This is a genomic window from Aquabacterium sp. T101 (genome assembly GCF_057219775.1).
Genome location: NZ_JBXVVZ010000001.1, coordinates 920,066 through 939,669 on the forward strand (window position 1 = coordinate 920,066; position 19,604 = coordinate 939,669).

The 19,604-nt window shown below is 72.8% G+C and carries 19 protein-coding genes; 10 read left to right on the forward strand and 9 right to left on the reverse strand.

Annotation, left to right across the window (positions count from 1 at the left end):
* Window positions 1–101: 101 nt before the first annotated feature.
* Genes AC2EAQ_RS04240 through AC2EAQ_RS04250 form a run of 3 tightly spaced genes read right to left on the reverse strand, consistent with a single transcriptional unit; the run spans window position 102 to window position 2,056 of the window.
* Window positions 102–557 carry a CopD family protein gene (locus AC2EAQ_RS04240; protein WP_484640523.1) on the reverse strand — a complete coding sequence of 152 codons (456 nt, stop codon included), beginning with the start codon at window positions 555–557 and terminating at the stop codon, window positions 102–104.
* Between the two features lie 9 nt (window positions 558–566).
* Window positions 567–1,535: an Hsp33 family molecular chaperone HslO gene (hslO, locus tag AC2EAQ_RS04245; protein ID WP_484640524.1), complete on the reverse strand. Its 969-nt coding sequence runs from the start codon at window positions 1,533–1,535 to the stop codon at window positions 567–569.
* A complete protein-coding gene (locus tag AC2EAQ_RS04250) occupies window positions 1,532–2,056 on the reverse strand; it encodes a gamma carbonic anhydrase family protein (RefSeq protein ID WP_484640525.1) in 525 nt (174 codons plus the stop codon). The genes hslO and AC2EAQ_RS04250 overlap by 4 nt, the downstream gene beginning before the upstream one ends.
* 45 nt (window positions 2,057–2,101) lie before the next feature.
* Between AC2EAQ_RS04250 and AC2EAQ_RS04255 the strand changes: the two genes are divergently transcribed.
* Genes AC2EAQ_RS04255 through AC2EAQ_RS04265 form a run of 3 tightly spaced genes read left to right on the forward strand, consistent with a single transcriptional unit; the run spans window position 2,102 to window position 4,601 of the window.
* Window positions 2,102–2,920, forward strand: a complete 819-nt coding sequence (locus AC2EAQ_RS04255; protein ID WP_484640526.1) for a ferritin-like domain-containing protein — start codon at window positions 2,102–2,104, stop codon at window positions 2,918–2,920.
* 43 nt (window positions 2,921–2,963) lie between these two features.
* Complete coding sequence (locus AC2EAQ_RS04260) at window positions 2,964–3,830, forward strand: basic amino acid ABC transporter substrate-binding protein (protein WP_484640527.1); 867 nt, start codon at window positions 2,964–2,966, stop codon at window positions 3,828–3,830.
* An 18-nt stretch (window positions 3,831–3,848) separates the two neighbouring features.
* Window positions 3,849–4,601 (forward strand): amino acid ABC transporter permease, encoded by a 753-nt coding sequence (locus AC2EAQ_RS04265; RefSeq protein WP_484640528.1) that lies wholly within the window; start codon window positions 3,849–3,851, stop codon window positions 4,599–4,601.
* Window positions 4,602–4,611: 10 nt separating this feature from the next.
* On the opposite strand, the gene AC2EAQ_RS04270 is transcribed toward AC2EAQ_RS04265, so the two are convergent.
* The 3 genes from AC2EAQ_RS04270 to AC2EAQ_RS04280 are packed head-to-tail and all read right to left on the reverse strand — an operon-like array spanning window position 4,612 to window position 7,318.
* Entirely contained in the window at window positions 4,612–5,451 is an 840-nt protein-coding gene (locus AC2EAQ_RS04270; RefSeq protein ID WP_484640529.1) for an arylamine N-acetyltransferase family protein, read from the reverse strand.
* Between the two features lie 41 nt (window positions 5,452–5,492).
* Window positions 5,493–6,410 (reverse strand): NAD(P)-dependent oxidoreductase, encoded by a 918-nt coding sequence (locus AC2EAQ_RS04275; RefSeq protein ID WP_484640530.1) that lies wholly within the window; start codon window positions 6,408–6,410, stop codon window positions 5,493–5,495.
* The gene (locus AC2EAQ_RS04280; RefSeq protein ID WP_484640531.1) at window positions 6,407–7,318 is read right to left on the reverse strand and encodes a polysaccharide deacetylase family protein; all 912 of its coding nucleotides are present in this window, start codon (window positions 7,316–7,318) and stop codon (window positions 6,407–6,409) included. The genes AC2EAQ_RS04275 and AC2EAQ_RS04280 overlap by 4 nt, the downstream gene beginning before the upstream one ends.
* Window positions 7,319–7,569: 251 nt before the next feature.
* On the opposite strand from AC2EAQ_RS04280, the gene AC2EAQ_RS04285 reads away from it, so the two are divergent.
* The 4 genes from AC2EAQ_RS04285 (at window position 7,570) to AC2EAQ_RS04300 (ending at window position 12,091) form a co-directional block, all read left to right on the forward strand.
* A complete protein-coding gene (locus AC2EAQ_RS04285) occupies window positions 7,570–8,550 on the forward strand; it encodes a Bug family tripartite tricarboxylate transporter substrate binding protein (RefSeq protein ID WP_484640532.1) in 981 nt (326 codons plus the stop codon).
* 88 nt (window positions 8,551–8,638) lie between these two features.
* Window positions 8,639–9,280 carry a flavin reductase family protein gene (locus AC2EAQ_RS04290; protein ID WP_484640533.1) on the forward strand — a complete coding sequence of 214 codons (642 nt, stop codon included), beginning with the start codon at window positions 8,639–8,641 and terminating at the stop codon, window positions 9,278–9,280.
* Window positions 9,281–9,456: 176 nt separating this feature from the next.
* Entirely contained in the window at window positions 9,457–11,004 is a 1,548-nt protein-coding gene (locus AC2EAQ_RS04295) for a methyl-accepting chemotaxis protein (RefSeq protein ID WP_484640534.1), read from the forward strand.
* A 94-nt stretch (window positions 11,005–11,098) separates the two neighbouring features.
* Window positions 11,099–12,091 carry a Bug family tripartite tricarboxylate transporter substrate binding protein gene (locus tag AC2EAQ_RS04300; RefSeq protein ID WP_484640536.1) on the forward strand — a complete coding sequence of 331 codons (993 nt, stop codon included), beginning with the start codon at window positions 11,099–11,101 and terminating at the stop codon, window positions 12,089–12,091.
* Window positions 12,092–12,179: 88 nt separating this feature from the next.
* Here the strand turns inward: AC2EAQ_RS04300 and AC2EAQ_RS04305 are convergent, their stop codons facing one another.
* From AC2EAQ_RS04305 to AC2EAQ_RS04315, 3 genes are read right to left on the reverse strand one after another with little or no spacing between them, the layout of a single operon-like run.
* Entirely contained in the window at window positions 12,180–13,352 is a 1,173-nt protein-coding gene (locus tag AC2EAQ_RS04305; protein WP_484640537.1) for an SUMF1/EgtB/PvdO family nonheme iron enzyme, read from the reverse strand.
* Complete coding sequence (locus AC2EAQ_RS04310; RefSeq protein ID WP_484640538.1) at window positions 13,349–14,551, reverse strand: MFS transporter; 1,203 nt, start codon at window positions 14,549–14,551, stop codon at window positions 13,349–13,351. Before AC2EAQ_RS04310 ends, AC2EAQ_RS04305 begins: the two co-directional genes overlap by 4 nt.
* Window positions 14,552–14,581: 30 nt before the next feature.
* Window positions 14,582–15,982 carry a methyl-accepting chemotaxis protein gene (locus AC2EAQ_RS04315; protein ID WP_484640539.1) on the reverse strand — a complete coding sequence of 467 codons (1,401 nt, stop codon included), beginning with the start codon at window positions 15,980–15,982 and terminating at the stop codon, window positions 14,582–14,584.
* 166 nt (window positions 15,983–16,148) lie between these two features.
* Here AC2EAQ_RS04315 and AC2EAQ_RS04320 point away from each other — a divergent pair, with 166 nt between their 5' ends.
* Genes AC2EAQ_RS04320 through AC2EAQ_RS04330 form a run of 3 tightly spaced genes read left to right on the forward strand, consistent with a single transcriptional unit; the run spans window position 16,149 to window position 19,457 of the window.
* Entirely contained in the window at window positions 16,149–17,330 is a 1,182-nt protein-coding gene (locus AC2EAQ_RS04320) for an acyl-CoA dehydrogenase family protein (RefSeq protein ID WP_484640540.1), read from the forward strand.
* Between the two features lie 22 nt (window positions 17,331–17,352).
* Entirely contained in the window at window positions 17,353–18,474 is a 1,122-nt protein-coding gene (locus tag AC2EAQ_RS04325; RefSeq protein ID WP_484640541.1) for an acyl-CoA dehydrogenase family protein, read from the forward strand.
* Complete coding sequence (locus tag AC2EAQ_RS04330) at window positions 18,471–19,457, forward strand: P1 family peptidase (RefSeq protein WP_484640542.1); 987 nt, start codon at window positions 18,471–18,473, stop codon at window positions 19,455–19,457. The genes AC2EAQ_RS04325 and AC2EAQ_RS04330 overlap by 4 nt, the downstream gene beginning before the upstream one ends.
* The last annotated feature ends 147 nt before the right edge of the window (window positions 19,458–19,604 follow it).

The window sequence follows — 19,604 nt, forward strand, 5'->3', positions numbered from 1 at the left end:
GGGATCTGTCAGTCGACGCCCCCAGGGCCCGGCCGCTATTGGTCTTCAGCGCCGGCCAAGCCATCGTCCCGAGCTGTCCCGGCAGCCCCCCCCTGTACCGACTAGCCGAACCCCGCGATCGCGATCACCGCCAGGCCGAAGGCCAGGTTGATGCCGACCCAGGCGCGCAGCTGCGCCAGGGCGGCGGCAGCCGCCGGCAGGTCCCGGGCGTCGAAGGCCTGCACGAAGCGCGGGAACATCACGAAGCGCACGGCGGCGTAGATGCCCGCCATCACCAGGCCCAGCGCGCCCATCAGCACCCAGGCCATCGGCATCGCCGACGCACCGCCGGGCCCGAGCGACAGCGCCACCAGGCCCAGGCCGGTGCCCAGGGCCACGAACACGGCCCAGCCCGCCGCGGGCAGGAAGCGGCCCAGCACCTGCCGCATCAGCGCCAGCCGCTGCGGCGGCTCCAGCACCTGCACCGCGGGACGCAGGAAGAAGTGCGCGAAGGCCATGCCGCCGACCCACAGCACCACGGCCAGCACGTGCATCGCCTTCAGGGTGAGCCAGACCATGCGTGCGCCTCAGTTCACGCTCGGCGAGCCGGGGGCCCGGTGCGCGGGCGGCGTGAACAGGTCGCCCACGTCCACCGCGTCGAAGTGGTACTGCGCACCGCAGAAGTCGCAGCCGATCTCCACGTCGCCGCGCTCGGCGACGATGCCTTCGACCTCGTCGCGGCCCAGGCCGAGCAGCATCGAGCGCACGCGCTCGCGCGAGCAGGTGCAGGCAAAGCGCGGCGCCAGCGGCTCGAAGCGGCGCACGTCCTCCTCCCAGAACAGGCGGCGCAGCACGGTGTCGGCGTCCAGCGTCAGCAGCTCCTCCCGCGTCAGCGTGGCCGCCAGATGCGCGATGCGGTTGAAGGCCTCGTTCAGGCCGATCTCGTCCTCGCGGTGCTGGCGCTCGAGGTTGCCCTCGCCCTCCACCGGCAGGCGCTGGATCAGCAACCCGGCCGCCACCTCGTCGTTTGCGGCCAGCAGCAGCCGCGTGTCGAGCTGCTCGGACTGCAGCATGTAGTGCTCCAGCACCTCGGCCAGGGCCTGCAGCGGCTCGCCGCGGTCGCCGTGCAGCGCCACCACGCCCTGGTAGGGCTGCGCACCGCCGGATCGGTCCTTCGGGTCGAGCGTGATCGCGCAGCGGCCCTTGCCGCGCACGTTGAGCATCGCGGCCAGGCGGTCGGCCTCGCCCACCTCGCCCACCACCTTGGCCGTGGCGCGAAAGCTCAGGTCGGGCTGCGCCTCGGCCACGGCCAGCTTCACCGGGCCGTCGCCGAACACCTGCAGGATCAGCGCGCCGTCGAACTTGATGTTGGCCTGCATCAGCGTGGCCGCGGCGGCCATCTCGCCCAGCAGCGATCGCACCGGGCCCGGATAGGCGCCCTGCTGCGCATGGCGCGCCTGCACCTCGCGCCAGGACGCGCCCAGGCGCACCAGCATGCCGCGCACCGGCAGGCCCTCGAACAGGAACTTGTGCAGTTCGTCGCCGGGAGCCGTCATCCGACCCTCACCAGCGTGTCGCGGTAGCGCTGGGCGCGCGCGGCGTAGTTGACGGCGATGCGCTGCAGGCCGGCGATCTGCTCGGGCGTCAGCGGGCGCTTGACGGCGGCCGGCGAGCCGACGATGAGCTGCTCGGGCTCGAAGCGCTTGTTCTCAGTGACCAGCGCGCCCGCCCCCAGCAGGCAGCGCGCGCCGATGACGGCCCCGTTGAGCACCACCGACTGGATGCCGATCAGCGCACCGTCCTCGACGGTGCAGCCGTGCAGCATGGCCTGGTGACCCACCGACACGCCCTCGCCCAGCGTCAGCGGGTAGCCGGGGTCGGTATGCATCACGGTGGCCTCCTGCACGTTGCTGCCGGCGCCGATGACGATGGGCTCGTTGTCGGCGCGCAGGATGGAGCCGAACCAGATGCTGGCGCCGGCACCGACGACGACGCGGCCCACCAGGATGGCGTCGTCGGCGACCCAGGCGGTGGGATGGACTTGCGGCTGATGCTCGCCGAGGCGGTAGAGGGGCATGGCCTTGATGTCGGAAGGGCGATGGCCCGGCGCACAATTGTAGGAATGGATGAGCTTCGACGCGCCGCGCTCGACCTGCTGCGCCTGAACGAGCCGTCCGCGCAGGCCGAGGCCGTGCGCGCGCTGCGCTCGCGCGAGGCGAAGTTGTGGATTGACCTGGACACGGTGCTCGACGAGCCGCCCGGCGTGCCGGGCCGGCCGGAGCGGCCGCGCCTGGTGCCGCCGTCGGCCCTGCCCGCGCGGTCGGCCCACACGCGGCCCGGGCGCGCCGCGCTGCTGCACGCGGTGGCGCACATCGAGGCCAATGCGATCCGCCTCGCGCTCGACGCGGTGTGGCGCTTCGCCGGCATGCCCGCCGACTACTACCGTGACTGGCTGCGCGTGGCCGCCGAGGAGGCGCACCACTTCGAGCTGCTGGCGGCCCACCTGCGCACGCTGGGCAGCGCCTACGGCGCCTTCGACGCCCACGACGGGCTGTGGGAGATGGTCGAGCGCACCCGCGACGACGTGGTGGCGCGCATGGCCCTGGTGCCACGCACGCTCGAGGCGCGCGGCCTGGACGCCACGCCGCCGATGCAGGCGCGGCTGGCGCGTGCCGGCGACGACGCGGCCGTGCGCATCCTCGACGTGATCCTGCGCGACGAGGTGGGCCATGTGGCGGTGGGCAACCGCTGGTACCGCTGGCTGTGCGAGCGCGACGGGCTCGACCCGGTGGCGCACTACGACGTGCTGGTCGAGCGCCACCGGGCGCCGCGCCTGAGGCCGCCGTTCAACCTCGATGCGCGCCGCCGCGCCGGCTTCAGCGACGACGAGATGCTTCGCCTGGTGCGCGCCGCGCCCGCACCGGCACCCGATCCCGGCTGATTAAACTGCCGCCCTCTCCTCCTCGACCCCGGACCCCCACGCCATGACGCTGACCACCCGCCGCTTCCTGCAATCCGCCGCCCTGCTCGCCACCGGCGTGCTGCTCGCCGCCTGCGGCAAGAAGGAGGCGCCGCCTGCGCCGGCCGCCGCACCGGTGGCGTCCGCCCCGGCGCCGGCCAAGGTGTACGTGGTGGGCACCGACGCCGCCTACGCGCCGTTCGAGAGCCAGAACGAGAAGGGCGAGATCGTCGGCTTCGACATCGACGTGCTCAAGGCCGTGGCGGCCAAGGCCGGCATCGAGGTCAAGTTCGTCAACACGCCGTGGGAAGGCATCTTCAACGCGCTGGCGCAGGGCGACCGCGACATCGTCGTGTCGGCGGTGACGATCACCGACGAGCGCAAGGGCACGATGGACTTCACCCAGCCCTACTTCGACGCGCAGCAGCTCATCGCGGTGCGCCAGGACAGCAAGGTGACGAAGTTCGCCGACCTGAAGAAGCTCAAGGTCGGCGTGCAGACGGGCACCACCGGCGACGAGGCCGTGACCAAGCTGATGGGCAAGACCAGCACCGCCATCAAGCGCTTCGAGAGCACGCCGCTCGCACTGAAGGAGCTGGAGGCCGGCGGCGTCGACGCCGTGGTGGCCGACAACGGCGTGGTGATCCATTACGTGGCCAACAACCCGGGCGGCAAGTTCAGGACCGTGTCCGACAAGGACTTCGTGCCCGAGCAGTACGGCATCGCGGTCAAGAAGGGCAACGCCGAACTGCTGGCCAAGCTGGACAAGGGCCTGGCCGACATCAAGGCCGACGGCAGCTACGCGCAGATCTACGGCAAGTACTTCGGCGCTGCACCCGCTGCACCCGCGGCGGCCTCCGCGGCCGCGCCGGCCCCCGCCGCGTCGAAGTAGTCGAGCGGCGGCCCGGCCGTGGATCTGCGCTGGGAGATCCTGGCCGGCTACGGGCCGCTCTTCCTGAGCGGCCTGTGGATGACGCTGAAGCTCACGCTGGTGGCGCTGGCCGCCGGGCTGGCGCTCGGCGTGCTGCTGGGGCTGGTGGCCACGTCGCGCGACGCGCCGCCGCCGGCGTCGCCGGTGCTGGCCTGGGCGTTGAGGGCCGCGCGCGCGCTGACGCTGGCCTATGTGACGTTCTTCCGCGGCACGCCGCTGTTCGTGCAGATCCTGCTCGTTCACTTCGCGCTGATGCCGGCGCTGGTGCATCCCGACACCGGCCTGCTGCTGGCCGGCGAGGCGGCACGCGCGTTCCGCCAGGAGCACGGCGCGTTCTTCTCCGGCAGCCTGGCGCTCACGCTCAACGCCGGCGCCTACATCAGCGAGATCTTCCGCGCCGGCATCCAGAGCATCGCGCGCGGGCAGACGCAGGCGGGCTACAGCCTGGGACTGACGCATGCACAGACCATGCGCGCCATCGTGCTGCCGCAGGCTTTCCGGCGCATGGTGCCGGCGCTGGTCAACGAGGGCATCACGCTGATCAAGGACTCGTCGCTGGTGTCGGCGATCGGCCTGGCCGAGCTGGCGCTGGCCGCGCGCACCGTGGCCGGTGCCTACTCGCGCTACTGGGAGCCCTACCTCGCGATCTCCGCCGTGTATCTGGTGCTGTCGCTCGGGCTGGCGCTGGTGGCGCGCCGCTTCGAGGTCCCGGCCGACCAGCGCGGCCGTTGAACCCGGCGCGCTAGCCGAACGCCGTGGGCGTGGGCGCGCCGCGCCCGCTCACGGCCCAGGCCGCGGCCAGCTCCGTCGCGTCGGGCTCCAGCCCGAACACGTCGCGCAGCGCGCGCTGCAGCTCGGCCTCGGAATCGATCGTGCGCTGGTCGGCGCGGCCGTCGGGATGGCGCCGCGTCAGCGTGCGGTTGAACAGCACGTGGCGGCCGTCGGGCGCGGGGCGCGCCACCACCAGGTTGTGGGCGAACAGCGCGCCCGGCCGGGTGGCGGTGTGCCAGTTCTGCTGCACGTAGTCCACGGGCCATTGCCGCACCAGGTCGAACCGGTACAGCGGCTGCCACGCCGGGCCCACCAGCGCCTGCAGCTCGAAGGTGTCGTCGGCCCGCGGCAGGGTGCGCACCGGCTCGTGCGGCGTGCGCTGGGGGCCGTCCACGTCCAGCCGCACGGGCGCGGTCAGCGTGAGGCTGCCGAAGCCGGCGTCCACCAGCAGCGGCCGCCCCTGCAGGCGCACCAGCAGCACCATGTGGCTGCGCGGCGTGTCCACCTCCGGCGGCACGCCGTGGCGCACGCGCGCCGACAGGCCGAGCACGTCGAACCCCAGCGCCTGCAATGCGGCCTGCAGCAGCGCGTTGTGCTCGTAGCAGTAGCCGCCGCGGCGCCGCGCCACCAGCTTGTGCTGCAGTGCCGGCAGCGCCAGGTCCGGCGCGCCCGTGGCCAGCACCGCGAGGTTCTCGAACGGGATCGCCTGCGCATGGGCGCGCGCCAGCGCCGCCAGCGTGTCGAAGGTGGTGCTGCGCGCGCCGGTGAAGCCGATGCGTTCGAGGTAGGCGTCCAGGTCGGCAGGGCTCATGGCCGCGGATTCTGCCGTGCGGCGTCCCCTGAAGTGCCTGCTCAGCCCTGCGACCGGCGCGCCAGCACCTCGGCCGCGGCGGCCGTGTCGGCCTCGCCCAGCCCCATGTCCAGCGCCTCGGCGTAGACCGGCGCGCAGGCGTCGAGCAGCGGCGTGGGGCAGCGCACCGCGCGTGCCATCGCGCCGATGACCTGCATGTCCTTCTGCCACAGCGCCAGCTTCATCGTCGCCGGCTCGTAGCGACCTTCGATCATCATCGGCACGCGCAGCCGCATCGCGCCGGTGCCCAGGTACGGGCTGTGTCCCAGGTGCGCCAGCGCCACTGCCGGGTCCAGCCCCATGCGGCGGCACAGCGTCACCATCTCGGCATAGGCCACGTTGTAGATCGCCACCAGGTGGTTGGCCGCGAACTTCATCTTCGTGCCCAGGCCCAGCGCGCCCACGCGCGGCGCGTCGAGGGTGAAGGCCCGTGCCGGCCCGGCCACCGCGCGGCAGTCGGCCTGGGTGCCGCTCAGGTACATGATCCAGGTCTTCTGCGGCGTCGGCGTCGCGGTGCCGCTGATCGGCGCGTCGACCATCGCACGGCCCTGGCGGCGCAGCGCCTTCGCGGCAGCCAGCTTGTCGGCCAGCGGCAGCGTGCTGGTCTCCACCAGGATCTGGCGCGCGCACGGCGGCTCGGCCTGCTGCAGCTCGGCCACCACCGCATGCAGCGCGGCGCTGCTGGGCAGCGACGTGAACAGCAGGTCCGCCTCGCGGGCCACCTCGGCATTGGACGACAGCGGGCGGCCGCCGCTCTTGCGCAGGCGGGCCCGGCAGGCGGCCACCGGGTCGTGGCCCACCACCTCGTGGCCCGCGGCCACCAGGGCCCGCCCGATCAGGCCGCCCATCGTGCCCAGGCCGATCAGGCCCACGCGCGGCAGCGCGGACGCGGCCGCGCCGGGTCGGCGCGCGGCCCTCATGGCGCAGCTCCTGCCACGCCGGCCGCGTGGGCGCACACGGCACCCGGTGTCGTCAGCCACACGCCACCGCCCCGCGCCGCGGCATCGATGTGCCGCAGCGCGCGTCGCAGGTGGCGCAGCCGGTAGGGCTGCCCGACGAGGTAGGGATGCAGCGCGATGCCCATCACCAGCGGCTGGCGCGCCGACTGTTCGAGCATCTCGTCGAAGTGGTCGATGATCATCTGCGCGAAGTCCTTCGCGTCCATCTGGCGCGCCACGATCATCGGGATGTCGTTCAGCTCCTGCGGGTACGGCACCGACCACAGCGTGGTGCCGCCGCGGGTGCGCATCGGCACCGGCTGGTCGTCGTGGCACCAGTTCAGCGTGTAGCGGTAGCCGGTCTCGGCGAGCAGGTCGGGCGTGAGCCGGCTCTCGCTGATCCACGGCGACAGCCAGCCCTCCGGGGCCCGGCCACTGTGCCGGGCGATGCGCTCGCGGCACAGCGACAGCAGCTCGCGCTCGCCGGCCTCGTCGAGCGCGCCCTGTCGCTCGGCATTGGTGTGGCCGTGACCCACCAGCTCGTCGCCGCGCGCCATGCAGGCGGCCACCAGCTCCGGGCAGTGGTCGTACAGCGCGGTGTTGACCAGCGCCGCGGCGGGCCAGCGCAGGTCGTCCAGCAGCTCGAGGCAGCGCCACGCGCCGACGCGGTTGCCGTACTCGCGCCAGCTGTAGTTCAGCACGTCGGGCTGCGGCGACGCCGGCCCGATGGCCGCCCCGAGGCCCTCGCCGAAGGCGAATTGCTCGTGGTTCAGCGCCACATAGACGGCCAGCCCCGCGCCGCCGGGCCAGCGGTACGGCGGCCGCGCCGGCAGGGCGCTGTACGCGAATCGCCCGTGGTCGGGCAGCGCCCCCAGGTAGGTGGCTGGCATGGCGGTGGTCTCCTTCGGTGCCTTGCGGGCCGCGATGGTGCGCCCGGACCGGGGCGTCACACGGTCCTGGTGCGCCGGCAGCGGCCGCGGTGCACGGTCGGTGCAAGTCGCGTTCCATCGCGGCGCGCTCGCACGGTGCCGTGCTCATGGCACGGTTTCTGCACTTGAACGAACCGTGCGGTCCGGGGTCAGGCGATCCCGCCAGCCGGACCCCGCCCCAAGAAACCGACCTCATCAATTCAGGAGTCTGCATGAAGCGTCGTCTCGTCCTTGCCGCTGGTGCCGCGGCCTTGTCCACGCCGACGTGGGTCAGTGCCCAGTCCGCGTGGCCCACCCGTGGCCCGGTACGCCTGATCGCGCAGTTCCCGCCCGGCGGCCTGGTGGACACGGTGGCCCGCCTCGTGGCGCCCCACCTGTCTCAGGCGATCGGCCAGACGGTGGTGGTCGAGAACCGCCCCGGCGCAGGCGGCCTGATCGGCACCGAGTACGTGTCCAAGCAGCCGGCCGACGGCTACAGCCTGCTGGTCAGCCATGCGTCGGTGCACATCTACGCCGCGGCCACGCGCAACGTGATGCCCTTCGACCCCGTGGCCGACTTCACCCACATGGCGATGCTGGTGGAAGCGCCGATGGTGCTGCTGGTGCGCGCGCAGTCGCCCTACCAGAGCCTGGCCCAGTACGTGACCACCGCCAAGACCAAGCCGGTGAAGTACGGCACGTCCGGCGTCGGCTCGGCCAACCACCTGTACGGCGAGCTGCTCAAGATCGAAGGTCAGGCGCCCGAGCACGACCACGTGCCCTACCAGGGCAGCGCACCGGCGATGCAGGACCTGCTCGGCGGCCAGATCGACGGCCTGTTCGACCCGGTGACCACCAACGTGGCGCAGCTCAAGGCCGGCTCGCTGCGCGCGCTGGCCGTGTCCACGCCGGCACGCCTGCCGGCGCTGCCGAACATTCCCACCTTCGCCGAACTCGGCTACCCGTCGATGACCGGCTCGCAGTGGCTCGGCCTGTCGGCACCGAAGGGCCTGCCGGCGCCGATCGCGCAGCGCCTGACCGCGCTGATGCCCGAGATCCTCGCCAAGCCCGACGTGATGGCGCGGCTCGACGAGCTGCAGACCCTGCCGCGCAAGACGCCCGTGCTGGGCGACGACTTCGTCAAGCTGATCCGCTCGCAGATCGAGACCTGGACCAAGGTCGCCAAGCGCGCCAAGGTCGAAGTGATCGTCTGATCCGGACTTCGCGTAACCTGTGCGCCGTCCCTCTCCCGCGCCGGGAGAGGGACGCCTCTTTCCCTGCGCGCGCCGCGAGGCGGACCCCTTGACCGAAGTCGACTTCGAGAGCATCACCGCCTACCAGCGCTACAAGCTGATGGCCAGCCTGATCGTGCCGCGGCCGATCGCGCTGGTGACCACGCTCGGCCCCACCGGCGTGGTCAATGCCGCGCCGTTCTCGATGTTCAACATGGTCGGCGAGGACCCGCCGATCGTGATGATCAGCATCAACCGCCTGAAGGACGGGCGACTGAAGGACACTGCCGCCAACATCCTGCGCAGCGGCGAGTTCGTGGTGCACATGTCCGACGAGCCGATGGCGCAGAAGATGCACGACTGCGGCGAGGCCTTCCCCTCCGACGTCAGCGAGCTGGCCGCCGTGGGCCTGACGCCGGTGCCGTCGCAGCGCGTCGCGCCGCCGCGCATCCTGGAGGCGCCGGTGGCCTTCGAGTGCATGCTGCACGAGAAGCTCGAAACCGAGAGCCGCTACGTCTTCATCGGCCGCATCGTGCGCCTGGCCGCACGCGACGGCCTGATCGACACCGAGGCCTGGCGCGTGAACCTGCGCGACTACCACCCGGTGGCGCGCTTCGGCGCCAGCTTCTACACGCGCACCAACGAGCGCTTCTCGTTGTCGGACGCGCCGGGCGAACGCGCGCCCACCTCGACCCGCATCGACGAGCTCTGAGGCTGCGCTCCCCCCCAAAGGGGTGCGCGCCGGGCCCGATCGTTCGATCTGGCCCGCATTTCGGGCTCAAGTCGGGCCAACGATGCACCGAAAAGGGGAGAACATTTCGCCATCGGCCTGCGGTAGGGGCCGGGCATTTCAAACCTCTGTCTCCTCCACTACCCCAAGAACCCGACATGTCGCTACTGTCCTCCCTGAGCATCTCCCAGCGCCTCTACGGCGTGGTGGCCCTGCTGGGCCTGGCCTTCGGCGCCGCCGCCGTCGTCACGTCCCAACGCCTGAACGCCGTCGTGGCCAAGGCCGACTCGACTGAGAACCAGCGCGTTCCGCAGCTGGTGCTGATGGCCGAACTGGAACTGAACGTCACCCGGGTGTCGCTGCAGCTGCGACACGCCATGCTGTCTCGCACGCCGGAAGAACAGGCGGCCACGCTGGCCGACGTGGGCGCCAAGCGCAAGCGCATCGAGGAACTGCTGACGAAGTACGAACAGGGCCTGTTCACCCAGACTGGCAAGGACCGCTTCGCCTCGCTGCCGCCGGTGGTGGCGAACTTCTGGCGCGTCGGCGAGGACAACCTCAAGCTGATCCAGGCCGGCAAGCGCGAAGAGGCCTTCGCCTTCCTCGTCGACAAGACGATTCCCGCCCGCAACCAGCTGCTGGAGCAGCTGGCGGCGACGGTGGCCTACCAGAACGAGGCGCTCGACAAGGATCTCGAGTCGATCGAGGCCGACGCCGCGCAGGCCAAGTTCCTGGTGCTGGGCGTGCTGGTCGCGGCCGTGGTGCTGCTGGCCCTGTTCAGCTGGCACGTCGCCACCCTGCTGCAACGGCGCATCGGTCAGGCACGCAAGGTGGCCGAGCAGGTGCGCGACGGCGACCTTGCCTCGCGCATCACCGACTCGGCGCGCGACGAGATCAGCCCCCTGATGGCGGCACTGGCCGAAATGCAGCACAGCCTGTCGCGCGTGGTCGGCAGCGTGCGCGGCACGGCCGAGAGCGTGGCCACCGCCAGCGCGCAGATCGCGCAGGGCAACCAGGACCTGTCGGGCCGCACCGAGCAGCAGGCCGGCGCCCTGCAGCAGACCGCCGCCACGATGGAGGAACTGGGCACCACCGTGCGCAGCAACGCCGACAGCGCCCAGCAGGCCAACCAGCTGGCGCAGGGCGCCTCCAACGTCGCCGCCCAGGGTGGCGACGTGGTCGGCCGCGTGGTCACGACCATGCAGGCCATCAGCGACAGCAGCCGCAAGATCGGCGACATCATCGGCACCATCGACGGCATTGCCTTCCAGACCAACATCCTGGCCCTGAACGCCGCGGTCGAGGCTGCACGGGCCGGCGAGCAGGGCCGTGGCTTCGCGGTGGTGGCCTCCGAGGTACGCAGCCTGGCGCAGCGCAGCGCCGAGGCCGCGCGCGAGATCAAGGACCTGATCGGCCGCAGCGTCGAGCAGGTGGAGCAAGGCACGCGGCTGGTCGACGAGGCCGGCAAGACCATGGGCGAGATCGTCGGGTCGATCCAGCGCGTGAGCGACATCGTGGCCGAGATCAGCGCCGCCAGCGTGGAGCAGAGCTCCGGCGTGCAGCAGGTGGGCCAGGCCGTCACGCAGATGGACCAGGCCACGCAGCAGAACGCCGCGCTGGTCGAACAGAGCGCGGCCGCCGCGGAAAGCCTCAAGGGCCAGGCCCAGCAACTGGTGCAGTCCGTGGCCGTGTTCAAGCTCGCCTAGACCGCGGGACCGAGACGCCCGGGGGGCGCGGGCGGCGCCACTAGACTGTGGGCCCCGACCCCACTGCGCGGCCCTGGCCGCCGCGCTCCGCGCCATGCAACGCCGTCCCGCCCTCGCCGCGCTCGCCGCCGCGTCCCTGCTGTACCCCTGGTCCGCGCTCGCGCAGAGCGCTGCGGCGCGCCCCGTGCGCCTGATCGTGCCCTACCCGCCCGGCGGCCCGCTGGACATCGCGGCACGGGCGCTGGCCGACCGGCTGAAGGACTCGCTCGGCACCGTGGTGGTGGAAAACCGCCCGGGCGCGGGCGGCAACCTCGGCGCCGACCTGGCGGCCAAGGCCGCGCCCGACGGCACCACGCTCGTGATGGGCGCGGTGGCCACGCATGCCATCAACCCGTGGCTGTACGCGAAGATGCCCTACAACGCGCTGGCGGACTTCACGCCGATCACGATGGTGGCGCAGGTGCCCAACGTGCTGGTGATGAACGCCGAGGTGGCGCAGCGACTGGGTATCGCCACGGTGCGCGACCTCGTGGCCTACATGAAGGCCAACCCGGCAAAGCTGAACTACGGCTCGGGCGGCAACGGCAGCGCGGGCCATCTGGCCGGCGAGATGTTCAAGACGCAGGCCGGCGTGTTCATGGTGCACATCCCCTACGCGGGCGGTGCCGGCGCGCAGTTCGGCCTGCTGTCGGACCAGGTGCAGCTGAACTTCGACAACCTCGCGGCCGCGTCGGCCAACATCCGCAGCGGCAAGCTGCGGGCGATCGCGGTCACGACCGCAAAGCGTTCCAGCGCGATGCCCGACGTGCCCACCATCGCCGAGAGCGGGCGCGATGTCGGCCTGGGCAGCTTCGACATCCACACCTGGTTCGGCATCTTCGGTCCGGCGCGCCTGCCGGCCGACATGACCGCGCGGCTGAACAAGGCCTTCGTCGACGCGCTGGCTTCGCCCGAAGTGAAGTCGCGCCTGGCCACGCTGATGGCCGAACCGGCGCCCACCACGCCCGAGGCGTTCGCGCAGTTCGTGCGCGCCGAGCACGCCAAGTACGGCCCGGTGGTCAAGGCCACCGGCGCGAAGGCAGACTGACGCTACAGCCCCCAGCTCGCTGCGCTCGCGTCCCCCGAGGGGAGCCCAGGCCGCTTGGGGCGGCCCGGCGCGGCCTGGGGCGACGTGGCTACAGCGCGCAGGAGCGGAAGCCGGCGAAGCCCTCGTCGCGCTCGGGCGCCGCGAAGCGGCGCGCCTTCGGGTGCGCCAGCCGGCGCGGCTCGAACCAGGCCACGCCGCGCTGCACGCGCTGACCCGCCGCGGCCAGCGCCGGCCCGCCGGGCCAGGCGCGTGCGCGGCCGGCGGTCCACTCGGGCACGTCGCCCCAGGTCACGCCGCGCGACGCCCCCTGGCTGGCGGCCAGCTCCCATTCCAGCTCGGTGGGCAGGCGCCGCCCGGCCCAGCGGCACCACGCGTCGGCCTCGTGCCACGACAGCATCGACGCCGCCTCGCCCGTCGGCGCACGCACGGCGTGGCCGAAGCGCTGCAGCACGACGCCATGGCGCAGTTGCTCCACATCGCGCGGGCCACGACGCTGGTCGGCCATCAGCCACTGCCAGCCGTCGGCGCTCCAGTGGGCGGGCTCGTCGTAGCCGCCGTCGGCCACGAACTCGGCGACCTGCGCCCAGGTCACGGCCTGGGCATCGATCTCGAACTCGGGCACCGGCTCCTCGTGTACCCAGCGCTCGGGCGCGGGCACGAAGCCGCCGGGCGGCGAACCGAGCGCGAAGCGCTGCGACGCGAACCACACCGGCGGCCGCACCGGGCGCAGCAGCCGCTCGGGCAGCAGCGCCCGCGCCGCGGCCACGCGCTGCGCCTGTGCCAGCGAGGCCAGCCCCAGCACGGCCGAGTCCTCCTCCCACAGCGCGGCACGGAACCAGTGCAGCGTGTCGTCGCCGTCGTCGGGGGACGCGGCCAGCAGGTCCAGCGTCAGCTCGAGCGTGTGGGCGAGGTACTGGCGCACGTCGTCCGGCGTCGGCGGCACATCGGCACCCCGCGACGCCGGCGGCTGCGCCCACCAGGCATCGGCCCGCGGCTCGATCGACGCGAGCGGCGCCTGGGAGGGACTGGCCGCCGCTCCGCGCGCGCGCTGCACGTTGCGGGCGACCCAGCGCTCCTGCCACCAGCCGGCGCGGCCGGCGAGCCACCACGCCGGCGCCAGCGCGCCCGCGTCGCGCGCGGCATGCGGCTCCAGCACGCCCAGCCACGCCAGCGTGCGGTTGCGCGCGTGCATCAGCGCCAGCGACAGCAGCTCGCGGTCGGCGCGGCGCATGCCCTGCGCGTCGTTGAGCACCGCGCTCATCGCCGCCACTCGCGCGACGGCCGCCCGGCCAGGGCGAAGGCAGCCCAGGCCACCGCCGCCAACGCTGCAGCCACCAGCACCATCTCGCGATAGCCCGGTACGAGCAGCAGCACCCCCGCGGCCAGCAGCGGCGCCGCCGCGCGGGCGAACTGCGCCACGCCCGACATGCTGCCGCCGATGCGGCCCAGCGCGGCGCGGCCGAAGTAGTCCGGCAGCAGGCCGCCGCGCACGAGCGTGGACACGCCGTTGGCCATGCCGAACAGCAGCGCGAACAGCAGCAGCGCGGCCAGGCTGCGGCCGAGCGCGAACAGCACCAGCCCGAGCGGCATGCCCACCAGCGTCACGAGGCCGAGGCGGCGCAGCGCGACGCGACGGCCCAGCAGCACGAACACCAGCCGCCCGACCACCTGGGCCGGGCCGACGCACACCAGCACCATCAGCGCGTCGGCATCGCTCAGGCCCTTGTCGGCCAGCGCCGGCGCCATGTGCGCCCACATCGCGCTGGCCACGAAGCTGTAGCCGGCAAAGGTGGTGGTCAGGGCCCAGAAGGCGCGGCTGCGGAAGGCCTCGCCGAGCGTGGCGTCGGGCGCCAGCGGCGCGGCCGAGGCCGGCGCCGCCGCGATCGACGCGCCGCGCAGCACGCGGGCGTGCATCAGGGCCGCCAGCAGCAGCGACGCGGCCAGCACCAGCAGCGACTGGCGCCAGGGCAGCGTCGCCTGCAGCAACGCCACCACCGGAAAGCACAGCGTGCTGGCAAAGCCGCCCACCAGCGTGATCGCGGTCACCGCCTCCTTGAAGCGCAGCGGGTACAGCCGCGTGACCACGGTGAACGCGGGCTCGTACAGCGTCATCGCCATCGCCACGCCGATCACGACCCAGGCCGCGTACAGCCCGGGCACGGTATGGGCCGCGGCCCACATCACCAGACCTGCCGCGCCCACCAGCGGGCCGAGGGCCAGCATGGCGCGGCCGTGGCCGCGGTCGATCGCCGAGCCCACGGTGAAGCTGCAGGCCGCGCAGACCGCAAGCCCGGTGGTGTAGGCGCCCATCAGCGTCTGCGCGTTCCAGCCCAGGTCGCGCTGCATCGGCAGCACGAAGGCGGTGAAGGCGTAGTACAGCACCGCCCAGCACAGGATCTGCCCCGCCGACAGGGCGGCCACCGTGGTGCGGTAGCCGGTGGGCGGGGCGGCGGGCGTCATGCCCGCCAATCTAACCGCAGGGGCCGGGCCTCAGGCTGCAGCGTGACCGCGCACCCGGAACGAGGCCACCGCCTGCTCGAGGCGGCGTGCCTGGTCCTTCAGGCTTGCCGACGCGGCGGCGGACTGCTCCACCAGCGCGGCGTTGCGCTGGGTCATCTCGTCCAGCGTCGTGACGGCCTGGTTCACCGAGCCCAGGCCCAGGCTCTGCTCGGCCGTGGCATGGGTGATCTCGTCGACGATGGTGCGCACCTGGTGCGACGCCTCGACGATGCGGCTCATCGTGCTGCCGGCCTCGCCCACCAGGCGGGCCCCACCCTCGACTCGGTCGACGCTGGCGCCGATCAGGGTGCGGATCTCCTTGGCAGCCTCGGCGCTGCGCTGCGCCAGGGCCCGCACCTCGCCGGCGACGACGGCGAAGCCGCGGCCCTGCTCGCCGGCGCGCGCGGCTTCCACCGCGGCATTGAGCGCCAGGATGTTGGTCTGGAAGGCGATGCCGTCGATCGTGCCGATGATGTCGGCGATGCGCTTGGAGCTCTGGTTGATCTCCTCCATCACCTGCACCACCTGCGCCACGACGGCGCCGCCCTGCTCGGCCACCGACGCCGCCAGCGCCGAACGCTCATTGGCGGAGCGAGCCGACTGTGCGCTCTGCGACACCGCGCTGGTGAGCTGCTCCACCGCGCTGGCGGTCTGCTGCAGGTTGCTGGCCGTCTGCTCGGTGCGGTTGGACAGGTCCTGGCTGCCGGCCGCGATCTCGTCCGAGGCGGTGGCGATGTTCTGGCTGGAGGCCTTCACCGACGCGATCGCGGTCTCGATGCGCCCCAGCGACTCGACCAGCTTGCGCACCACGGGCTCGCGCGAGTCCAGCGCAGCGGCACCGAGGTCGATGGTGCCGTCGCTGCCGGTCAGGCGGTCGGCGATGCGGTTGAGCTGCTCGCCGGCGGCGAACTCGGCGCGCGCCCTCTGGGCCAGCAACACGAGGATGCCCGCCTCGGCCACCACGTAGGCGGCATGCTCGAGCACGCGGCCCAGGCCGGGCTCCGTGAAGCACACCGGCCCCCAGCCCCATTGCTGGAAGTAGTTGAAGCTCAGGTGGTGGACCGCGATCGCGCCGGCGGCGGCCACGATCGGAAGCCAGTGTCGATAGACCATGGTGACGGCCAGGAAGGCGAACACCGCGAAGTGCGCCTCGGCGCGCCCGCGCGCCACGTGGATCAGCAGCGCCACCATGGCCATGCCCAGCATCGCGATGGCGCTGCGCGCCCACGGGCCGGGGCCCGTAGCCGCCACGGCCGCCGCAACGCCAAGGATCAGTGCCCCGACGCCGAAGGCCAGCCCCAGGCCCTGGTAGGCGACCGCGTAGCCCAGGCTGCCGGCCCACACCAGGCCGATGGCCCCGAGCACGGAAAGATCGTCGCGATGGATGCTCATGCACAAGCCCCTTGAAGTCCGCCATGGAGTCGACGTGCCGGATCGGCACGGTCTGACCCGATGCTTGGCATCTTCGGCGCGCGCGTGTCGCCCGAAGCCCGGAGAAGCGCCGCCAACGGCAGCCAGTTCGCACGTGCTACAAAGTGCGCACCGACCGGGAGCCGCGATGGACCTGAACTTCACCGCCGAGGAGACGGCGTTCCGCCACGAGGTGCGCGACTGGGTGCGCACGCACCTGCCTGCCGACATCAGCCACAAGGTGCACCACGCGCTGCACCTGACGCGCGAGGACCACCAGCGCTGGGCGCGCATCCTCGGTGCGCGCGGCTGGCTCGGCTGGGGCTGGCCGAAGGAGCACGGCGGCCCGGGCTGGAACGCGGTGCAGCGCCACCTGTTCGAGGAGGAGTGCGCGTTGGCCGGTGCGCCGCGCGTGATGCCGTTCGGCCCGGTGATGGTGGCGCCGGTGATCATGGCCTTCGGCACACCCGAGCAGCAGCGCCGCTTCCTGCCCGGCATCGCCAGCGGCGAGGTCTGGTGGAGCCAGGGCTACAGCGAGCCGGGCTCGGGCTCGGACCTGGCGTCGCTGAAGTGCCGCGCCGAGCGTCGCGGCGACTACTACGTGGTCAACGGCCAGAAGACCTGGACCACGATGGGCCAGTACGGCGACTGGATCTTCTGCCTCGTGCGCACCAGCAACGAGGGCAAGCCGCAGACCGGCATCAGCTTCCTGCTGATCGACATGAAGAGCGCGGGCGTGAGCGTGCGGCCGATCATCATGCTCGACGGCGGCCACGAGGTGAACGAGGTCTGGTTCGACGACGTCGAGGTGCCGGCCGACCAGCTGATCGGCGAGGAGAACAAGGGCTGGACCTACGCCAAGCACCTGCTCAGCCACGAGCGCACCAACATCGCCGACGTGAACCGCGCCAAGCGCGAGCTGGAGCGCGTCAAGCGCATCGCGCGGGCCGAGGGCCTGTGGGACGACACGCGCTTCCGGGACCAGATCGCGCTGCTGGAAGTGGACATCGTCGCGCTCGAGATGATGGTGCTGCGCGTGCTGTCGGCCGAGACCAGCGGCAAGCAGAGCCTGGACGTGGCCGGCCTGCTGAAGATCCGCGGCAGCGAGATCCAGCAGCGCTACTCCGAGCTGATGATGCTGGCCGCCGGACCCTTCGCCCTGCCCTTCGTGCGCGAGGCGATGGAAGCCGGCTGGCAGGGCGACCACATCGGCGCCGCGCACTGCGCGCCGCTGGCCGCCACCTACTTCAACTACCGCAAGACCACCATCTACGGCGGCTCCAACGAAGTGCAGCGCAACATCGTCGCCCAGACGGTGCTGGGCGCCTGAACCTGCCGGAGGCGACGACACCATGGACTTCGACTTCACCGACGACCAGCACGCGCTGCGCGACGCCGTGGCGCGCTGGGTGGACAAGAGCTTTCCCTTCGAGCGCCGCCACGCGCTGGCCAAGGCCGGCGGCCGCACGCGCGACGTCTACGCCGAACTCGCGGCCCTGGGCCTGACCGGCCTGGCCGTGCCGCCGGACCACGGTGGCATGGGCTTCGGCGCCGTCGAGGCGATGGTGGTGATGGAGGAACTCGGCCGCGGCCTGGTCAACGCTCCGTTCGCGGCGGCGGCGCTGGTGTCGCCGGCCCTGCTGTCGCCGGCACCGCAGGCGCTGCAGGCGCAGTGGCTGCCGCGCATCGCCGACGGTTCGGCGCTGGTGGTGCCGGCGTGGCAGGAGTCCGGCGCGCGCTACCACCTCGACGCCGTGGCCACGACCGCGGTGCAGCAGGCCGGCGGCTGGGCGCTCACCGGGCGCAAGAGCCTGGCCGCGGCGGGCGACGAGGCCGACGCCTTCCTGGTGCCCGCGCGCCTGGGGCCGCACGCCGTCAGCCCGCTCGGGCTGTTCCTGGTGGAACGTGGTCGCTGCGAGGTGCGGGGCTATCCCACCGCCGACGGGGCGCGCGCGGCCGACGTGCTGCTGGCGTCGGCCCCGGCCGAGCTGGTTGCCACCGACGCACTGCCGCTGCTGGAACTGGGGCAGGACGTCGCCCTGGCCGCCGCCTGCGCCGAGGGCGTGGGCGCGATGGACGCGCTGGTGGCGATGACGGTCGCCTACATGAACACGCGGCGCCAGTTCGGCGCCACGCTGGCCAGCTTCCAGGCGCTGCGCCACCGCATCGCGGACGTGAAGATGCAGCTGGAACTGGCGCGGTCGATGAGCTACTTCGCCAGCCTGAAGCTCGGCGAGGCCCCGGCCGCGCGCCGGCGCGCGCTGTCGCAGGCCAAGGTGCAGCTCGGCCAGAGCATGCGCTTCGTCGGCCAGCAGTGCATCCAGCTGCACGGCGGCATCGGCGTCACCGACGAATGCAGCGCCAGCCACTACTTCAAGCGCCTGACGATGCTCGAGTTCGTGGCGGGCGACACGCTGCACCACCTGGGCGAGGTCAGCGCGCGCATGACCGACACCGCCGGGGTGTTCGCTTGACCGGCCTGCGCGACGCGATCACCGACGTGGCCGGCCTGTCGGTCGGCCACTTCACGCACCCGGGCAGGCCCACCGGCTGCAGCGTGGTGCTGTGCCCGCAGGGCGCGGTGGCCGGCGTGGCGGTGCGCGGCGGCGCGCCGGGCACGCGCGAGACCGACCTGCTGCGGCCCGAGAACATCGTCGGCCAGGTGCATGCGGTGCTGCTCACCGGTGGCAGCGCGTTCGGCCTCGACGCCGCCGGCGGCGTGATGCGCTGGCTCGACGAACAGGGCATCGGCTTCGCGGTTGGCGCGGCACGCGTGCCGATCGTGCCGGCGGCGGTGATCTTCGACCTGTGGCGCGGCGACGCGCGCGTGCGGCCCGACGCCGCGGCCGGCCATGCGGCCTGCGCCGCGGCCGGCACCGAACCGCCGGCCCAGGGCAGCGTCGGCGCCGGGGCCGGCGCCACGCTGGGCAAGCTGTTCGGCATCGAGCGCGCGATGGCCGGCGGCATCGGCACGGCGTCGGTGCGCGCGGGCGGCGTGACCGTGGGCGCGCTGGTCGTCGTCAATGCCACCGGCGACGTGATCGACCCCGCCGACGGCCAGGTGCTGGCCGGCGCGCGGCGCAGCGCCTCCAGCCTGCAGCTCCTGCGCAGCCACGAGGCACTGCTGCGCGGCGAACTGCCCGAGCGCCTGCAACCGGGCACGGCCACGACCATCGGCGTCGTGGCCACCGACGCCGTGCTCGACAAGGCGCAGTGCACGGCGCTGGCGTCGATGGCCCACGACGGGCTGGCGCGCACCATCCTGCCGGCGCACACGCCGTTTGACGGCGACACGCTGTTCGCGCTGGCCACCGGCACCTCGGGCATGCCGGCGCACCCGGCGCTGCTCGGCGCGCTGGCGGTGGAGGCCACGGCGCGCGCCGTGCTCGCCGCGGTACGGCATGCGATGGGCGCCTCGGGGTTGCCGGCTGCCCGGGACCTGGCGGGACACCTTTAGCCCCGCGCGTCGGGCCGATGACGCGGCCGTGACGGCCGTCACGAACCGCAACGCCTCCGGCCCCGGCGTGAACTGCGCCGCGTGAAGTTCGCACCGACCGGTCCTTACACCCGGTTGCAGTCGTCACATCGCTCCTAGCATCCGCTC

Coding starts and splice junctions, on each gene's coding strand:
- AC2EAQ_RS04240 (WP_484640523.1), bottom strand. CDS start 557: ATGGTCTGGCTCACCCTGAAGGCGATGCACGTGCTGGCCGTGGTGCTG.
- hslO (WP_484640524.1), bottom strand. CDS start 1,535: ATGACGGCTCCCGGCGACGAACTGCACAAGTTCCTGTTCGAGGGCCTG.
- AC2EAQ_RS04250 (WP_484640525.1), bottom strand. CDS start 2,056: ATGCCCCTCTACCGCCTCGGCGAGCATCAGCCGCAAGTCCATCCCACC.
- AC2EAQ_RS04255 (WP_484640526.1), top strand. CDS start 2,102: ATGGATGAGCTTCGACGCGCCGCGCTCGACCTGCTGCGCCTGAACGAG.
- AC2EAQ_RS04260 (WP_484640527.1), top strand. CDS start 2,964: ATGACGCTGACCACCCGCCGCTTCCTGCAATCCGCCGCCCTGCTCGCC.
- AC2EAQ_RS04270 (WP_484640529.1), bottom strand. CDS start 5,451: ATGAGCCCTGCCGACCTGGACGCCTACCTCGAACGCATCGGCTTCACC.
- AC2EAQ_RS04275 (WP_484640530.1), bottom strand. CDS start 6,410: ATGAGGGCCGCGCGCCGACCCGGCGCGGCCGCGTCCGCGCTGCCGCGC.
- AC2EAQ_RS04280 (WP_484640531.1), bottom strand. CDS start 7,318: ATGCCAGCCACCTACCTGGGGGCGCTGCCCGACCACGGGCGATTCGCG.
- AC2EAQ_RS04285 (WP_484640532.1), top strand. CDS start 7,570: ATGAAGCGTCGTCTCGTCCTTGCCGCTGGTGCCGCGGCCTTGTCCACG.
- AC2EAQ_RS04295 (WP_484640534.1), top strand. CDS start 9,457: ATGTCGCTACTGTCCTCCCTGAGCATCTCCCAGCGCCTCTACGGCGTG.
- AC2EAQ_RS04300 (WP_484640536.1), top strand. CDS start 11,099: ATGCAACGCCGTCCCGCCCTCGCCGCGCTCGCCGCCGCGTCCCTGCTG.
- AC2EAQ_RS04305 (WP_484640537.1), bottom strand. CDS start 13,352: ATGAGCGCGGTGCTCAACGACGCGCAGGGCATGCGCCGCGCCGACCGC.
- AC2EAQ_RS04310 (WP_484640538.1), bottom strand. CDS start 14,551: ATGACGCCCGCCGCCCCGCCCACCGGCTACCGCACCACGGTGGCCGCC.
- AC2EAQ_RS04315 (WP_484640539.1), bottom strand. CDS start 15,982: ATGAGCATCCATCGCGACGATCTTTCCGTGCTCGGGGCCATCGGCCTG.
- AC2EAQ_RS04320 (WP_484640540.1), top strand. CDS start 16,149: ATGGACCTGAACTTCACCGCCGAGGAGACGGCGTTCCGCCACGAGGTG.
- AC2EAQ_RS04325 (WP_484640541.1), top strand. CDS start 17,353: ATGGACTTCGACTTCACCGACGACCAGCACGCGCTGCGCGACGCCGTG.